Origin of the sequence: Rhizobium esperanzae, assembly GCF_014197615.1 — a bacterium.
Classification (GTDB): domain Bacteria; phylum Pseudomonadota; class Alphaproteobacteria; order Rhizobiales; family Rhizobiaceae; genus Rhizobium; species Rhizobium esperanzae_A.
The window spans coordinates 1-15,625 of record NZ_JACIFY010000008.1 but is presented as its reverse complement, the minus strand read 5'-3'; the positions used below and the strand labels follow the sequence as shown (position 1 = coordinate 15,625).

The following is a 15,625-nucleotide window of genomic DNA, read 5'->3' as shown; positions in this document are numbered from 1 at the left end:
CGCTGATCGCGTCGGTGGTCCCGGCGGCGCAAGGGCACCGCCGGGAAGGGCCGGGCCGGGTTAAGCCTCGAGGATGTAGACAATCGTCAAAGCATCGGGATCGACGATGACGATCCGGCCGTCTGCGAGGATGAAGAAGCGGTAGCCTTCGTACTCCGGAACGATCTTGACGATGCGCGTCGGCAGCCGCTCCAGCCGGACCTTCTTCGGAATGGTCGTGCCGACGGAAACCGTGAAGTTCACGTCCTTGACAGGCGCAACATGCACCTCCTTCACCACTGTCCGAATTTCGGTCTGCTGCTCGACTGTTATGTTGACGTTGGTCTTGGTGTTCGTCTGGTTGTTCGTCGTCGTGTTGTTGTTGACGTTGGTTTCGGTCGAACTCTTGTTTGTCGTCGTCGCGTTCTGATCGGTCGATTGCTTCGAGGCATCGCCGCTTTGCGTGGGGCTGCCGCTGGCCTTGCCTTCTGCAGGCTTGGCATTTTCGGTGCTGCTCTTCGTGCCTGAGGTGGCCGCGCCGCTGCTGTCGGTGGTGGCGGACTTGGCGGCGGGCTTCTGTTCGGCCGAGGTGCTGCCGCTTGCATCCTGCGATCCGGACTTGGTTTCCGTCGAAGCCTTGCCGGCAGCACTTCCGCTCGTCGACGTGTCGTTCGAAGGCTGCTCGGCGCTCTTCTTCGTGTCGGAGCCCTGGCCGGATTTCTGCTGCGTCGTCTGGCCCGTGGTTGTCCGGCCCTTGGTTGACTGGTCCTTGCCCTGTGGGCAGGCGCCCGAAGCGTCGGGAGTGCAGTCGGTGGCGGTCTTGCCGGCACCGGATTGCGCGCCGGCATCCGCGCCCGTCTGAGAGCCGGACTGAGCCTGGCCGCCGCTCTTGGTGGCGTCCTGCTGGGCTGCGGCCGGCAGCGTGGCAAGCGGCGATACGCTGAGGGACAGCGCGGCCACGAGCATGGCGAGATGGTTGCTTTTCATGATCAATCTCCGAGGGTTTCAGACACAGACTGCCGCCCGCATTCCCATGCGGTGCATGCGTGCCCTGATTGCTGGAATGGCGGTCAGAGCCGCCTGTCGGTCACTCGATGACCTGGATGACCTTCCGGGAGGAAGGTTCGACGATCACACGCTGATCGTTGACGATTGCGTAGGCATATTTCGGATCGTCGGGAATTGGCGTCACGACGATGGTCTCCGGCAGGGGCTGCCCGACGACGACCTTTTCCTGCACCACGACGCGCTCAGCCGGGGCGGGGGCCTGCTGAACATAGGTCACCACCTTCTGAGGCGGCGGATCGATGACGCTGCCGGCCACGCCGCCGACAATGCCGCCGACAGCCGCACCCACGGGACCGCCGACAATCGCGCCCGTCGCCGCGCCACCCACCGCGCCCGTGACCGTCGATGACTGCGCAAAGGCAGACGTCGAAGCCAACAGAATGCCGGCTGCAATTCCTACTGCTTTGATATGCATTTATTTTTCCTCCTTCGATGCGGTTCGTTCCGCTGCAGGGCCAAACCGGAAGATGGAGGAAGGGTTCCCGGGCAGGGACTTCATACCGGGGCACACTCAGACTTTAGTCCTAACCCGGTCGGGGGCGTCCTTTACTGCGTGGGGAAGTGGCTCAGCATCCGGTCCTGGACGTGCTCCAGGCCGACGATCATCGCCGCAAGCGAGATGGCTTTTTCGCGGTCGGCGGCCTTGGTGATATAGCCTTCCAGCAGCACGACAGGGCCGAGCATCCGGATCTCGATGGCGCTGCTGTCGATGTCAGGATCGGCGGAAAGGGCTGCCGATATCGTCGCGATGGTCGCTGCAGCGCTATGGCCTTCCGAACAGCATTCTTCATGGCTGTGGTTGTTGGGGCCGAATGTCATATTCTCCTCCTGTTCCGCCCCTCCACGGACCTTCATATTGCCTCGAGGCTATATATGAGCAGCGGCCACCGAGGTCGCCAGTCGGACTTAGGTCCGGCTTTCCCTCGGCGCCATCCGGCTTAGATTCTCCTGATCCTTGTCGAAAGGACACCAGGGAGGTTCTAGCGATGTTGCTGAACTCCAGTCAGAACCTCCCTGGTGAAGCGCCCGTTGCCGATCAGCGCCGGGCGTCGCTTCGTGCGAGGAAAAGGCGGCTATCGATGCAAAGACTCGGCATGGCGGATTGGCACGGGAGCGAAGACTTCGCGCCTCTGATGCTCGTCATGAGCGGCAAGGAAAAGCCCAGGCTGGTTCGATCGCTCCGCGAGATTGCCGATACGCTGATCACCGCCTGGCCGGCAGATGATGGCGAGGAATATATCGCGGCCGTCAAAACATGCCTGGATGCCATCCAGGGCGACATCCCGGCCAAGGCAGCGCGCGCTGCACTCATTCGCGCCGCCGAGGAAGCCGGCATTCCGGTCATCGCCGTCGCTCACTGAGATTTCTATGGTTTCCGATGCCGACGGCATGGCAAACCTGCATTTCCAGCGTCTGGCCGCCTAATTTGATGGAGAAGCGGAAGACGCGGGACCACCGTTCGGCTGAGAACTTGCCGTTCGTTCGGCTTGTCCGGCCTGCGGCGGGATCAGGAAATCGAGGAGACCATCGCTCCGCAGGTCGGCGGTTCTCTTTTCCAGAATGTCACCGATCAAGGTCGTCAGAAATTCTGCCGTCATATGGTTCCAGTCCAAGATGAACGGAACGCCCTTGCTGCTGGTCAGGCATTTCTCCTTGTCGTAATCGCAGTGAAGCTTGACGATATCGACGTAGGTGAACGGAAGACCGGACGGGAAAAACGGTAGTTGCTCCAAAGGCTGGTTGGCCGGCGGATAGCTGGCCTCCCGCAGGCATATGGAGGCATCGGATTTTCTCTGAAACATCAGCCCCAGGCACGAGTGCAATTCGTCGAGCTGGAAATAATTTCCGAACACGAAAACGCGCGCGTTATCCGAATGGCTTTTCATCCAGGAAATAAGCTCGAACCTGAACGGGTTGACGGTGTATTCGAAAGGCCGAAGGCTGGTGAGGAAGATTGCTTTGGTTCGGCGGAGCAATGATTTGTCGTTGATATATTTTTCAAAGGGAATGCAGTATTTGTCGTAAATGCTGGCGCGAGAGGGTGCCGTGACCACATCGTTCTTGATCTCGACGATGCAGTTCAAGTAGCTGAGTGCAACGATCTGATATCGGTCGGTATCGATGTAATTTTTCAGCGCGATCGACCAGTTTCTGGCGTGCGAGTCCCCAATGATGAAGATAATGGGTTTTTCAGGCTGAATGTTGTCGTTCAGGCTTAGAAAAGTGCTTTCGAGGCGCGCCTCGTTCGCCTGCGCGACAGGTGAATAGACGTCATCCAATCTGTGGGGAAAGCCGGCCATGGTGATTGCTGAGAGGACAGCAGCCGCGATGGTGACAACCGATGAGCTCAGGGTGATCCAGAGAGCGCGGCTTCTCCTGGTGTGGCGCAGCGGCTTTTCGATGATGACGAAGCTGACGACCGAAACCAGCACCGTCGCCGCGATGGCAAGAAACTTGTCACCGTTGTCGAAATGCAAGCTTGTCAGCCGCGAGAAGGCGAAGATCGGATAATGCCACAGATATAAAGAGTAGGACACCAGTCCGGTGAGCGCCGCAGGCCGGGAAGCCAAGAGGCGCCCGACGGCGTTCTCACGGCTGGCGAATGCGAGCACCAGGCAGGTCCCGAAGACCGGGATCACCGTGACCAGGGCGGGATGAACCGTGCCCTTCTTAAACAGGATGAGTGAACCGAGAACGAGGATAAGCCCGGCCGCCGCGAGCAGCGGCTGAGGGCGAGGCCGTCCTCGCCTCAGCTCGTAATAGGCGAGCAGTGTTCCGGCCAGCAGTTCCCAGGCCCGGGTGAGCGGGGAATAGAAAGCCTGCTGCGGATCGTGCCGTACGGTGATGAAGCAGAATACGAAGCTGAGAGCCGCCGCTGCCAACACGCATGGCAAAAACCTCGATTTCAGGTATCGGCGCACGATCAGCAACAAGACCGGAAAGGCGATATAAAACTGCTCTTCGACGCTCAACGACCAGGTATGCAGAAAAGGCTTGAGAAGGGTATTGGGCTCTCCGTACTGGGCCGCCGTAAAATAAAAATAGATATTCGATCCAAAGAGCAGCGAAGAACCTACGGAGTTCGCGTAATCCGTGAGTTCCAACGGCAATAAAAGATAATAGGCGAAGGGCATCGTCGCGAAAATGACTGCGAACAATGCAGGCAGAATTCGCCGCGCACGCCGGGCATAGAATTTGAGGAAATCGATACGTCCGGTCGCTTCGATTTCCGTCAGCAGAATCTGGGAAATCAGGAAGCCGCTGATCACAAAAAATACATCGACGCCGATATATCCACCGGAAAGCAGCGTGTGGCCGGCAACCGTGAACTCGGCGTGGTAAAGAATAACCGCGATCACCGATATGGCCCTTAGGCCATCAATCTCTGGTCTGTAAACCTTCAATGCCCGCGGCCTTCATATCGAGAGCGTACTTGGTTGCGCGCAAGATTGGCGCTTTTGGGGCTGCCTAACACAGAGATCCTGGAGGGAGAACCGTACGGCCCGATAAAAGATTTGCGGGCGGGGCCGATTTCAATCTTTATTTTGGGCGCTGTTGTAAATCAGCATTCTGGAAACCTCGCTGGTTTGAATTTGTTTTCCCGGTCGCCGACCAATTTTGTCTATGGTCGTCCCGGAGGCGAGAAAGACGCCGGTCCGACTTAGATTTAGCTTTTCCCCGGCGCGGTGAAGCGCCGTCACCAGGTTTCGGCGGAGGTTCTCAGCCTCTGCCGCTGATGGACCAGACGATCCGCAGTTGCGTCTCCTTCCCTGTCGTCTCATAGTGCGGCGATGAAATCGGCAGAGCTATTTTACAGTCGTGAATTTCCTGAAACGCCAATAAGCGGTTGGGCCGGAGCGCGACTATATGGATGGGTGCGAGAAAAGACGCCCTCTGGGCAGATCAAGCGCCCACGACGTGTCGTGCATCCTTTTCCATCTCAACGAAAGCTATGGTGCCTGCTGGCGGTTCATTTTGATGGCGTCGATTTGATCTTTGCCACTCCTCTGGAACTGGATCAGTTCCTTGCCGTCATGTCCCAAAATCCGTTGCCTTCGGGTTGGGCGCTCGTTCCCGGCCACTTGGTGGGGCGTCCCAAAAGACATTGGTTGTCGCGTCTGCCCAAAGCAGCGAAAAGCTGGAAGTTTCGGCAGTCGATTTGCAGATTTCTGCGCCAGGCAGGCATCGTGCAGGAATTCAGGGACTTTTATGCAGGGGAGCCTTTGAAGCTGGAATTTGATGGCGTGTACAACAACTACTATGACGCCTGGAGCCGACCGGTGTTGAACACATAGGCCATGTTGACGGCGATGCGCACCTGAGCTTTTGCGCCGCTCGACTGTCTTTCCCCGTGCAGGAAGCCGCAGCACTTACATTGGAAGCGCGCGTAACCTCGTCCCCTTGTTGATCGGCACCTCATGCATCGAGGCGGCGCAAGCAAACGAGTGATCTGCAGCATCTCAGGCCATCGCCAGACGAGGACCGAGGCAACTTGGTTCATTGGCGTTTTCTGATAGGCAGGCGCCAATATGAACCCATGCAGCCCCGCTGATCTTAGCGCCGCCCGTTCGGCGGGGTTCCTGAGGACGCGGCCATCGCCGGAAACGAACATCCATTCGTCATTGGAGCGGCGTAAGAAATCGATCCACTCCATATCCTTCGAATGACGGCCATTCGGGAGGCCGGACAGATCGCGGACGTGAATTGCGTTATGGCCGTCGTGATGAATGAACCCGTGCAGGGTGCTGGCAAAAATCGGAGACGTGCAGTTGTCGAAGAAGACGTTCACGCCGCTAGCCGCTGCTCCATCATGGCTTCGAATTCCACCGCATGCCGAACGGAAGCCTCGCTGACGTCGTATGCCTTCGCCGCACCACGGATACCACCCTCTTGTTCCGCAGCCGCTGCGAGCACAGCGGTTGGCACACTCGATGCAGCATCGATCGGCTGCCCGAACGAGCGCGCCGGATCTACGATGACGTTGAGCCGCCGTCCGCCCGGCCACCAGGTAAGCGGGTTGCCATCGGAGCCGAAATCGACAGTTTTCAGAACAGGATCAAGAATGCCGTTGAATACGAACTGGCGCCGAAAGAGGTTCAGCAGATGCTCGCGCTCTTGGCCGTCCTCATCTTTCTCGACGATCTGAAGGAAGATTTCACGGCCATCCGTGCGAAAACGGTTTGTCGATAGCGGCCGAGCCTCGCCAATCACGTCCTTGGCTGTGTCGATCGCCGCCCGCACCTTGATTGCCGATACGCCGGCTGCGATGAAAGCGTCGGCAACGCGGGCCTCTATAAGATCACGAAAACCAAGGAAAATGCGCTCGTCTCCGAGCGAGATTTCCGGTGTCCATAAAGGCGGATAGAACTTGTTTCCAATGCGGTGGCCGCGCAGCCACCGTGAGAGCTTGCCGGGTGATATGCGCAGCAGCCTGCCTGCTTCCGCAGGGGGGTAGAGGCCGACACCGATCAAGTTCTCTGTTTCCATGGCGCTATAGTCCATTCAGTTGATTCCCTGTCAACGCCTTCAGAGACGATGTCGTTTAATTTGGTTGTATGGGTTGCGTTTCATCGTTGCCGCGACTTTCGTTGCTGGAACGTGCCGCTGCCGACACCAATGGCAGCGGCTCCTGATAATTTATTTGCTAGTCGGCAACCACGAAGTTCACGAGTCGCCCGGGGACGACAATTTCCTTCAGCACCGTCTTCCCCACCAGCTTCGCCTCAACTTCAGCGTCCCTCGCAGCCAGTGCTACAAGTTCGACATCGCTGATCATCGAAGCCGCGTGAACCCTTCCCCGGAGCTTACCGTTCACCTGTACGATAATTTCGCGGATATCATCGTCGGCAAGAGCGGGGTCGTATGTCGGCCAGGGGTCATGCGACAGACTTTTCGGATGACCCAGCAATTTCCAGAGTTCCTCGGCAATGTGCGGCGCGAACGGTGCCAGCAGCAGAACGAAGGACTCGACTGTTGACCGTGGCCTGGTGTCCAGCCCCGTCAATGCGTTCGACAACTCCATCAGTTTGGAGATCGCTGTGTTGAAGCGCAGGGCCTCGATGTCATCGCCGACAGACTTGATCGTCTTGTGCAGAATTCGCGCGATCTCCGGGGACGGCTCCGCATCCGTAATTTTGCTCGACAACATGCCATCCTCTCCAACTGCGATGCGCCATACGCGATGCAGGAAGCGGCTGACCCCGGCCACACCGGACATTTGCCACGGCTTGGCAACATCAAGCGGTCCCATGAAGAGTTCGTACAGACGCATGGCGTCGGCGCCGTATTGCTCGACCACCTCATCAGGATTGACGACGTTGAACTTCGACTTCGACATCTTTTCGACCTGACGTTCGACCTCGATTTCCCCGACATGCCAGCGACCGTCGCGTTCGGCCGCGTCCTCCGGGCGATAGTACCTCCCAGCCGCATCCTTGTAGCTGTAGGCCAGGATCATTCCCTGGTTAAACAGCTTGCGGAACGGCTCTTTGGATGTCACCACGCCGATGTCGAACAGGACTTTGTGCCAGAAGCGCGCGTACAGCAGATGCAGCACCGCATGCTCGGCTCCTCCCACGTAGAGATCGACGGGCAGCCAGTACTTCTCCTTTTCGGGATCGATCGGGGCGGTCACGTTCCGAGGATCAGCAAAACGCAGGTAATACCAGCACGATCCCGCCCATTGCGGCATCGTGTTGGTTTCCCGCAGAGCTTCCATGCCGGACTTCGGATCGACCGTCCGAACCCAATCGCCCGCCCGTGCCAGCGGCGGCTCTCCGTCTGGCGTTGGCCTATATTCGTCCAGTTCGGGAGGCAGCAGCGGCAGGGCGTCTTCCGGCAATGGCACGATGCTGCCGTCGGCGGCATGCAGGATAGGAAAGGGTTCTCCCCAGTATCTCTGCCGCGAGAACAGCCAGTCGCGCAGCTTGTACTCGATGCGCTCCACCCCAACGCCTTGCTCGGTCATCCATGAGATCGCTTCCGTTCTCGCGGTCTTCGTCTCCATTCCATCCAGGAACCCGGAGTTGATCATCGAGCCTTCGCCAGTCCACGCAGCGGGCGGCACCTCGCCCGAGGGAAAGCCAGATGCCGACACGACTTCGACGATCGGCAGCCCGAACTCCTCAGCGAAATCACGGTCGCGGTCGTCATGGGCGGGAACGGCCATGATTGTTCCGGTGCCGTAGCTCATCAGTACGTAGTCAGCGACCCATACCGGAATCCGCGAACCATTTGCCGGGTTGATCGCATACGCTCCGGTGAAGACGCCGCTTTTGGACTGGGCTTGCGACTTCTCTATCGCACTCATTGCCGCCGCGCGGGTGCGGTAGGCGTCGACCTCTTCGCGTTGGCCGACGGAAGCGATGGCATCGATAGCCGGATGCTCAGGGGCGAGCACGACGAACGTCGCGCCGAAGATCGTTTCCGGACGCGTGGTGTAAACTGTCAGGGAACTCTCTCTGTCCTCGACGGTAAAAGTCACTTCAGCGCCTTCCGATCTGCCAATCCAGTTGCGCTGCATCGCCTTGATGCCTTCCGGCCAGTCCAGTTCATCCAGATCCGCGAGCAGGCGGTCGGCATAGGCAGTGATTTTCAGCATCCACTGGCGCATCGTGCGACGTTCCACCGGGTCTCCGGTTTCCACGTAGCGGCCGTCCTTCACTTCCTCATTGGCCAGCACCGTGCCTTGTGCTGGGCACCAGTTGACGGCAACGTCTGCCTGATAGGCCAAGCCGGCCTTGTACATTTGCAGGAAGATCCATTGCGTCCACCGTACGAACTCGGGATCGGTGGTCGAAATCTCCCGACTCCAATCGTAGGAAAAGCCCAGACGGCGGACCTGCTGCCTGAAATTCGAGATGTTGCTCCGCGTGGTGATCGCGGGGTGAACGCCCGTCCGCACGGCGTATCGCTCGGCGGGCAGCCCGTAGGCATCCCACCCCATGGGATGCAGGACATTAAAGCCCATCATGCGCTTGTAGCGAGCCACCACGTCGGTCGCGGTATAGCCTTCGGGATGCCCTACATGCAGGCCGTCGCCTGACGGATAGGGAAACATGTCCAGGACATAATACTTCGGCCGGCTTTGGCCGTCCTCGGTCCGGAACGTTTGGTTTTCCTCCCAGTATCGTTGCCATCGCGGCTCGATTGTCTTGGGGTCATAGGGCATTGCGAATTCCCTTCTGTCTATTCGAACGGGTCCGGGCGGCCGGAAGCTGAATTTCTGACCGAAGAGGAATGGCAACAAAAAACCCGCCTCTTCGGCGGGTTGCTGCATCTTAGAAACGCAAGCGCGTGCTAACCCACCATCGGAATGATGGCGAGTAGGAGATGTGAGTTGGTGCGCGCGGTGTTCATGTCTTTTTTGATGCCACGGAACCGCTTTGATGTCCAGACGCTGGCGGCGCGGTCAGTTTGACAATATGTCAATGGATTACGTCGAGCGGGTTCCTCACGACTTCTTTCGCCATGAAGGCACGATGCCGGGCGAGGACGCCTCTGAACGCCTTTTCAGGGGCCGTCACGATCGTGGGAGGCATCGTCCTCGTAGTCGAAGTCGTCTTCGATCTCGACGCCTGGCGGGCGTTGCCGCCCGTGCCTCATCTTGAGGATGACGACCTCCTCTTCGCCGACCTCATAGTCGACAAGGTAAGAACCCATGACGAAACGCAGCATGCCCGGAATGGGCATCTCGTCGGTCTGCCTGCCCATTTCCGGGAAACGAGACAGTGCCTGACGGAGCCTTTTCACGTCGTCCAAGAACTGCCGCGCCGCTCCCGGATGCTGCGCCCTGAGATATCTGCCTTCTGTCGTGATATATTCTCGTGCGTCGGGAGAGACCGTAACCTTCACGCCGCCGCGCCTTTGACGATACCTTCAAGCTCGTCGATGACGTCGTCGAGATCATGTCCGTTGCCAGCTTTGACGTCTCGCCGGGCGCGGTCGATTTCGATGATCTCCCTTCCTTCGGCGGCGAGATACGATTTCAGCGCCCGGACGAACACCCAGCTTCGGGTGCGGCCGCAGATTTTCGCAATTTCTTCCATCTCCGCAAGGACATCGGTTGGAAGGCGCATGGTGATCGGATCCGAAAGCTCTCGATTTGCCACGTCTTTTCACTCCTTTTGTAATACGAGAGTAAGCCATCGGGCGTCGGTCGTCAAACTTGTTCCAGCTCTCCAGATCCACGCGGAGTCCAGCGCGCGTCGAAGCTACAGCGATCATATCGCGAATTTGCGAAACCACGCTTATGTAGCGATGCAGAGTGAGGGGAAATGGCGCACCCGACAGGATTCGAACCTGTGACCTTTGGAATCGGAATCCAACACTCTATCCAGCTGAGCTACGGGTGCATGCCTGAGGCGGTTTGAATCGCCTGTCCGATGGGTGGTTCTTAGCCTAGCTTGCGGCCGGCTTCAATCGCGAAATTCTCGGAAATACCGATGCTTGCGATTTGGCGGGCGTTTTTATCCGTCAGCCTGGGAAATGCCACATAAAAACTCCGCCGGCCTTGCGGGCGGCGGAGCTTGGTTGTCCGGGGCAGGGCGCCGGTGGCGTCAGATCTGCATGGCGCCGGGGCCGGGGATGGCTTTCGGCGGCACCTTGCCGAGGATGATCATGCCGAGCACTTCGTCCTTGGTCACATCCTCGGTGCGGGCGTGGCCCACCACCTGGCCGTTCTTCATCACCGAGACGCGGTCGGCGAGGTCGAAGACGTCGTGGATGTCGTGACTGATGAGGAAGATGCCGATGCCTTCCTTCTTCAGCTGCTTGATCAGCTCGCCCACCTGCGCCGTCTCCTGCGGGCCGAGGGCCGCCGTCGGCTCGTCCATGATCAGGATGCGGGCGTTGAAGAGGATGGCGCGGGCGATCGCCACCGATTGCCGCTGGCCGCCCGAAAGCGCCTTCACCGGCTCCTTGAAGCGCTTGAAGTTGGGGTTGAGGCGCCCCATCACCTCGCGCGCCGAGGCTTCCATCGCCACGTCGTCGAGCGTGCCCCAGCGGGTCTTCAGCTCGCGGCCGAGATAGAGGTTGGCGGCGGCGTCGACATTGTCGGCCACGGCAAGCGTCTGGTAGATCGTCTCGATGCCGTATTTCTTGGCATCGCGCGGGTTGCGGATCTCGGCCGGCTCACCATTGATCAGGATCTCGCCGCCATCGCGCTTGTAGGCGCCGGAGAGGATCTTGATCAGCGTCGATTTGCCGGCGCCGTTGTGGCCGAGCAGGGCCACCACTTCGCCGGGGTAGAGATCCACCGAGGCGTTATCGACGGCGTGAATGCCGCCGAAGGAGATCGAGATGTTTTTCAGTTCCACGAGGGGAGTGCGTTGATCAGCCATATCTGGAGCTCCTCTCACTTGGCACGGGCGCGGTAGACGGTGTCGAGCCAGACCGCCACGACAAGGACGGTGCCGACGACGACGCTCTGCAGCGGCGTGTCGACATGCGCCAGCACCATGCCCGATTGCAGAGACTGCATGACGAGCGCGCCGAGCATGGCGCCGGCGATGGTGCCGGTGCCGCCTGCCAGCGACGTCCCGCCGATAACGGCGGCGGCGATGGTGTAGAGCTCGTCGAGCGTGCCCTGCGAGTTCGTCGCGGCGTTGAGGCGGGCGGTGGAAATCGCCGCCGCAATGGCGGCCAGCACGCCCATCAGCGCGAAGATGCGCACCGTCACCCAGCGGGTCTTGATGCCGGCAAGCTCTGCCGCCTCGGGGTTGCCGCCGATCGCGAAGACATAGCGGCCGAAGCGCAGGCGGGTGGCGATGAAGGTCATGATGATGCCGACGACGATGGCGATCAGCACCGGCACGGCGATGCCGTAGGGAATATCCAGGCCGGTTTCCGGCCAGGGAATATTGTTGGTCTCGGCATATTTCTTGGCGATATTGATCGGCCAGTAATAGCTGTTGGCAATCGAGACGGCGCCGAGGATCAGCACGCAGCTCAAGGTCGCGAGGAAATATTCCGCCCAGATCGGCCGGCGCGGAAAGCCGAAGCGGCGACGCTGATGGCGCGAGCCGATGATGCTGGCGATGACGAAGAGGCAGGCGGCGATGCCGACGACCCAGCTCCAGGTGGCGCCGATCGAGCCTTCGGCGCCGCCGCCCATGATGCGGAAGGTCTGGTCCATCGGGGCAACCGTCTGGCCGCTGGTGACGAGCCAGGTCGCGCCGCGCCAGACGAGCAGGCCGCCGAGAGTGACGATGAATGAGGGAACGTTGAGGAAGGCGATGATCATGCCCTGGAAGGTGCCGATCAGCCCCCCGGCGATGATGCCGATCAGCAGCGTGATCACCCAGGTGAAGGGGCTGTCGAAGCCGATATATTCAGGCAGGATTTTCGCCTGCGTCACGCCCATGATCATGCCGCAGAGGCCGAGCACGGAACCGACCGAAAGGTCGATGTTGCGGGTGACGATGATCAGCACCATGCCCGTCGTCATGATCGCGATGTCGGTCGTCTGGACCGAGAGGTTCCAGAGATTGCGCGGGGTCAGGAACAGGCCGCCGGTGATGATGTGGAAACCGATCCAGATGATGACGAGCGCGCCGATCATGCCGAGCAGGCGCGTGTCGATCTCGGTGGCGCGGAAGAAGCGGGTCACCGCATTGGCTTCCGCCGTTCGCGGCCCGCTTGATGTTGTGGATTTTACCATTTCGGCCATGGGTTTGCCGTTCCCCCATTCTTGGTTCGATAGATGCGCGGGCGTGCGAAAGGCTGCCTTCGGCGTCATCTATCTGTTCTTCAACTGACCATCGCGATGCTTCCGGAACCCGGTCGCGTGGCGTCGCGACACCCTTCCGGCAGGGAATAAGTCCGCGCTGGTGCGGCGAGGCGGAGGAACTGCATCATTGGAGTTCTCGTCCGCATCCGGCGCCGCAGCGGTCTTTTTCCGCTGCGGCGCCGGCCGTTCAGTGCAGGAGCTGCTTACTTGCAGGCGGCGACGGTGCCGGCCTTGACGCCCTGGCAGGCTTCAGCCTTGGAAATCCAGCCGGCGTCGATGACGACGTTCAGATTGTCCTTGGTGATAGCAAGCGGCTTCAGGAAGACAGACTGCATTTCCACGCCCTTCGGGCCGCCCTTGAAAGCCTGGGCGCCGTCGATCTTGCTCATGTCCTTGCCGCCGGCGAGGTCGAGAGCGATTTCAGCGGCGCGCTTGCCGAGTTCGCGGCTGTCCTTCCAGACGGAAACCGTCTGCGTGCCGAGCGCGATGCGGTTCAGAGCCGCCTTGTCGCCGTCTTGGCCGGAAACCGGAACGGAGCCGGCGAGGCCCTGGGCATCGAGCGCAGCGATTGCGCCGCCGGCCGTGCCGTCGTTGGAGGCGACGACGGCGTCAACCTTGTTGTTGTTGGCGGTCAGGAACTGCTCCATGTTGCGCTGAGCGTTCTCCGGCAGCCAGCCGTCGGTATAGGCTTCGCCGACATTCTTGATCTTGCCGGCGTCGATCGCTGCCTTCAGCACTTCCTGCTGGCCCGAGAACAGGAAGTCGGCGTTCGGGTCGGAAGACGAGCCCTTGATGAAGACGTAATTGCCTTCCGGCTTTGCCTTGAAGACGCCCTCGGCCTGCAGGCGGCCGACTTCCTTGTTGTCGAAGGTGATGTAGAAGGCAGCCGGATTTTCGATCAGGCGGTCGTAGCCGACGACCGGGATGCCTTCGGCAGCGGCCTTTTCGATCGCCGGGCCGATGGCGTCGGAGTCCTGGGCGAGAATGATCAGCGCGTTGGCGCCCTGCGAGATCAGCGATTCGACGTCGGTCAGCTGCTTGGCGGCCGAGGACTGCGCGTCAGCGGAAATATACTTGGCGCCCTTGGCTTCCAGAGCCTTCTTGATGGCGGCTTCGTCGGTCTTCCAGCGTTCTTCCTGGAAGTTCGACCAGGAAACGCCGACGACGAGGTCTTTAGCCATGGCAGCGGTATGAACGGAAACGAGGATGGCTGCACCCGCCATCAATTTCAAAATAGACTTCATAAATGTCCTCCCGAGTGAGTTGCGACCGGCCCAGCCCATGCTTCCTCCGGCCACCGCGTAAAGCTGTCGAGGAAAGTTCGGATTATTTTCTCGACAGTCGAGAAATTTGATGTCAGAGATTTTTTCAGCTGTCAACACTGGACTGCCGGCTTAATTTTCTTGCACAGCAGCGGCCGGAGATGCAGTGGAAAGCAAGGACGAATAAGCGGGAGGAGAGGGCGGCTTCATGCTGACCAAGTCGAGCACGGAGCTGGTCCGGCAGAGAAACAGCGTGCTCGTGCTGTCCGTGCTGCGTCGTCACGGTCAGCTGGCGCATACCGAGATATCGGATTTCACCGGCCTTTCCTCCGCCACCATTTCGGCGATCACGGCCGATCTGGAAAAGGCCCAGATCATCGAAAAATCCGAGCAGCAGGCGGCCAGCGGCCGCGGCCGGCCGCGCGTGCTTCTGCGCCAGCGGCGCGATTGCGGCTATCTCATCGTCGTCATCATCTCTTCGGATGCGGTGCAATATTCGCTGGTGGATTATGCCGGCAAGCTGATCGACCGCTTCAGCGAGGAGCGCTCGCATGATCCGGCGGGTGCGGCCCGATTCGTGGAAGGGGTGCGCGCCGGTCTTTCGCGTATTCTCGATCGTTCGAAAATCAGCCAGGAAAAAGTGCTGCTGATTTCGATCAGCAGCAAGGGGCTGGTGAATTCCACCGAGCCGGTGCTTCTCTGGTCGCCGATCTTCGGCAGCGACCAGATCGATTTCGAATCGGCGCTGCGGCCGCAATGGCAGGCCAAGGTCATCCTCGACAATGAGACGCTGCTCGTCGCCGCCGCCCTCGGCGCCCGCGAGGAGATCGTCAAGGGCGCCGATTTCCGCTCGCTCGCCGCGCTGTCGCTTGGCCATAGCATCGGCCTCGGCATCGTCCGGCGCGGCAATGAGACCGGCCAGGAGATCTCGGCCCCCAATTTCGGCCACATGCTGCACATGGCGGGTGGCGGCCTCTGTCGCTGCGGCACCCGCGGCTGCATCGAGGCCTATGCCGGCTTCTACGCCATCCTGCGCAGCGCCTTCGAAGTGCCGCTCGATACCATCCCGGCCAAATTCGTGCCCGTCGCCGAGCTCGATAAAATCGCCGTCCGCGCCCGCCAGGGCCACCGCACCTCAGCCTTCGCCTTCCGCCAAGCCGGCCTCGCGCTCGGCAACGGCCTCTCACGCATGCTCAGCCTCACCGAACGCATGCCCATCGCCATCACCGGCCCCGGCACCCGCTATTACGACCTGCTGCGCCAGGGCATCGAAGAAGGCCTCGGCCAATCCCATATCGTCCGCATGGAAGGCATGCCCGAAATCCGCGTCGTCCCCGACGAACCCATCCTCGTCTTCGAGGGCCACCTCAACCGGGCGCTCTCGGTGATCGATCAGGATATCGTGCTGTCAGGCGGGCAGGGCGGGGATTGAGAATCGCGTCTTACCGGCACTCCGACGGACGAAAACCCCTCCCCAACCCCTCCCCACAAGGGCAGGGGAATCGCATATGGCGAGTAAGCAGTTGTTTTATTGCGTCAAATAGATTCAAGGACTCTCCGTTGATTTGGAGGTTGCGATGGATCGATT

General features: G+C 60.1%; 15 protein-coding genes and 1 tRNA gene. 3 read left to right on the top strand and 13 right to left on the bottom strand.

The genetic code is table 11. The features are described 5' to 3' along the window. Window positions 1–60: 60 nt before the first annotated feature. From GGD57_RS12385 to GGD57_RS12375, 3 genes are all read right to left on the bottom strand, one after another. Window positions 61–966, bottom strand: a complete 906-nt coding sequence (locus GGD57_RS12385; protein ID WP_184470072.1) for a DUF1236 domain-containing protein — start codon at window positions 964–966, stop codon at window positions 61–63. A 100-nt stretch (window positions 967–1,066) separates the two neighbouring features. Then, on the bottom strand, window positions 1,067–1,462 hold the full coding sequence (locus tag GGD57_RS12380) for a DUF1236 domain-containing protein (protein ID WP_184470070.1): 396 nt from the start codon (window positions 1,460–1,462) through the stop codon (window positions 1,067–1,069). A gap of 131 nt (window positions 1,463–1,593) precedes the next feature. Then, window positions 1,594–1,866, bottom strand: coding sequence for a BON domain-containing protein (locus GGD57_RS12375; protein ID WP_184470069.1), 273 nt, complete (start codon window positions 1,864–1,866; stop codon window positions 1,594–1,596). A gap of 260 nt (window positions 1,867–2,126) precedes the next feature. Between GGD57_RS12375 and GGD57_RS12370 the strand changes: the two genes are divergently transcribed. Continuing rightward, window positions 2,127–2,408 (top strand): DUF982 domain-containing protein, encoded by a 282-nt coding sequence (locus GGD57_RS12370; RefSeq protein ID WP_184470067.1) that lies wholly within the window; start codon window positions 2,127–2,129, stop codon window positions 2,406–2,408. A gap of 60 nt (window positions 2,409–2,468) precedes the next feature. Here the strand turns inward: GGD57_RS12370 and GGD57_RS12365 are convergent, their stop codons facing one another. Further along, window positions 2,469–4,451, bottom strand: a complete 1,983-nt coding sequence (locus GGD57_RS12365) for an acyltransferase family protein (protein ID WP_184470065.1) — start codon at window positions 4,449–4,451, stop codon at window positions 2,469–2,471. Between the two features lie 387 nt (window positions 4,452–4,838). Between GGD57_RS12365 and GGD57_RS12360 the strand changes: the two genes are divergently transcribed. Continuing rightward, entirely contained in the window at window positions 4,839–5,342 is a 504-nt protein-coding gene (locus GGD57_RS12360) for a hypothetical protein (RefSeq protein WP_184470063.1), read from the top strand. Here the strand turns inward: GGD57_RS12360 and GGD57_RS12355 are convergent. The 9 genes from GGD57_RS12355 to xylF form a co-directional block, all read right to left on the bottom strand. Next, complete coding sequence (locus GGD57_RS12355) at window positions 5,306–5,836, bottom strand: hypothetical protein (RefSeq protein ID WP_348645975.1); 531 nt, start codon at window positions 5,834–5,836, stop codon at window positions 5,306–5,308. The two genes, GGD57_RS12360 and GGD57_RS12355, sit on opposite strands and share 37 nt — an antisense overlap. Continuing rightward, complete coding sequence (locus GGD57_RS12350) at window positions 5,833–6,549, bottom strand: hypothetical protein (protein WP_246713638.1); 717 nt, start codon at window positions 6,547–6,549, stop codon at window positions 5,833–5,835. Before GGD57_RS12350 ends, GGD57_RS12355 begins: the two co-directional genes overlap by 4 nt. 142 nt (window positions 6,550–6,691) lie before the next feature. Then, window positions 6,692–9,217, bottom strand: a complete 2,526-nt coding sequence (gene leuS / locus GGD57_RS12345) for a leucine--tRNA ligase (RefSeq protein ID WP_184470061.1) — start codon at window positions 9,215–9,217, stop codon at window positions 6,692–6,694. A 341-nt stretch (window positions 9,218–9,558) separates the two neighbouring features. Continuing rightward, window positions 9,559–9,900, bottom strand: coding sequence for a type II toxin-antitoxin system RelE/ParE family toxin (locus GGD57_RS12340; protein WP_184470059.1), 342 nt, complete (start codon window positions 9,898–9,900; stop codon window positions 9,559–9,561). Beyond that, window positions 9,897–10,124 (bottom strand): CopG family ribbon-helix-helix protein, encoded by a 228-nt coding sequence (locus GGD57_RS12335; RefSeq protein WP_184470415.1) that lies wholly within the window; start codon window positions 10,122–10,124, stop codon window positions 9,897–9,899. Before GGD57_RS12335 ends, GGD57_RS12340 begins: the two co-directional genes overlap by 4 nt. Before the next feature lie 199 nt (window positions 10,125–10,323). Further along, window positions 10,324–10,400, bottom strand: a tRNA-Arg gene (locus GGD57_RS12330). A gap of 204 nt (window positions 10,401–10,604) precedes the next feature. Beyond that, window positions 10,605–11,387: an ATP-binding cassette domain-containing protein gene (locus GGD57_RS12325; protein ID WP_085738045.1), complete on the bottom strand. Its 783-nt coding sequence runs from the start codon at window positions 11,385–11,387 to the stop codon at window positions 10,605–10,607. A 14-nt stretch (window positions 11,388–11,401) separates the two neighbouring features. Then, on the bottom strand, window positions 11,402–12,715 hold the full coding sequence (locus tag GGD57_RS12320; RefSeq protein WP_126908459.1) for a sugar ABC transporter permease: 1,314 nt from the start codon (window positions 12,713–12,715) through the stop codon (window positions 11,402–11,404). A gap of 263 nt (window positions 12,716–12,978) precedes the next feature. Continuing rightward, a complete protein-coding gene (gene xylF, locus GGD57_RS12315) occupies window positions 12,979–14,019 on the bottom strand; it encodes a D-xylose ABC transporter substrate-binding protein (protein ID WP_184470057.1) in 1,041 nt (346 codons plus the stop codon). A gap of 226 nt (window positions 14,020–14,245) precedes the next feature. On the opposite strand from xylF, the gene GGD57_RS12310 reads away from it, so the two are divergent. Beyond that, window positions 14,246–15,469, top strand: a complete 1,224-nt coding sequence (locus tag GGD57_RS12310; protein WP_184470055.1) for an ROK family transcriptional regulator — start codon at window positions 14,246–14,248, stop codon at window positions 15,467–15,469. Window positions 15,470–15,625: the final 156 nt, after the last annotated feature.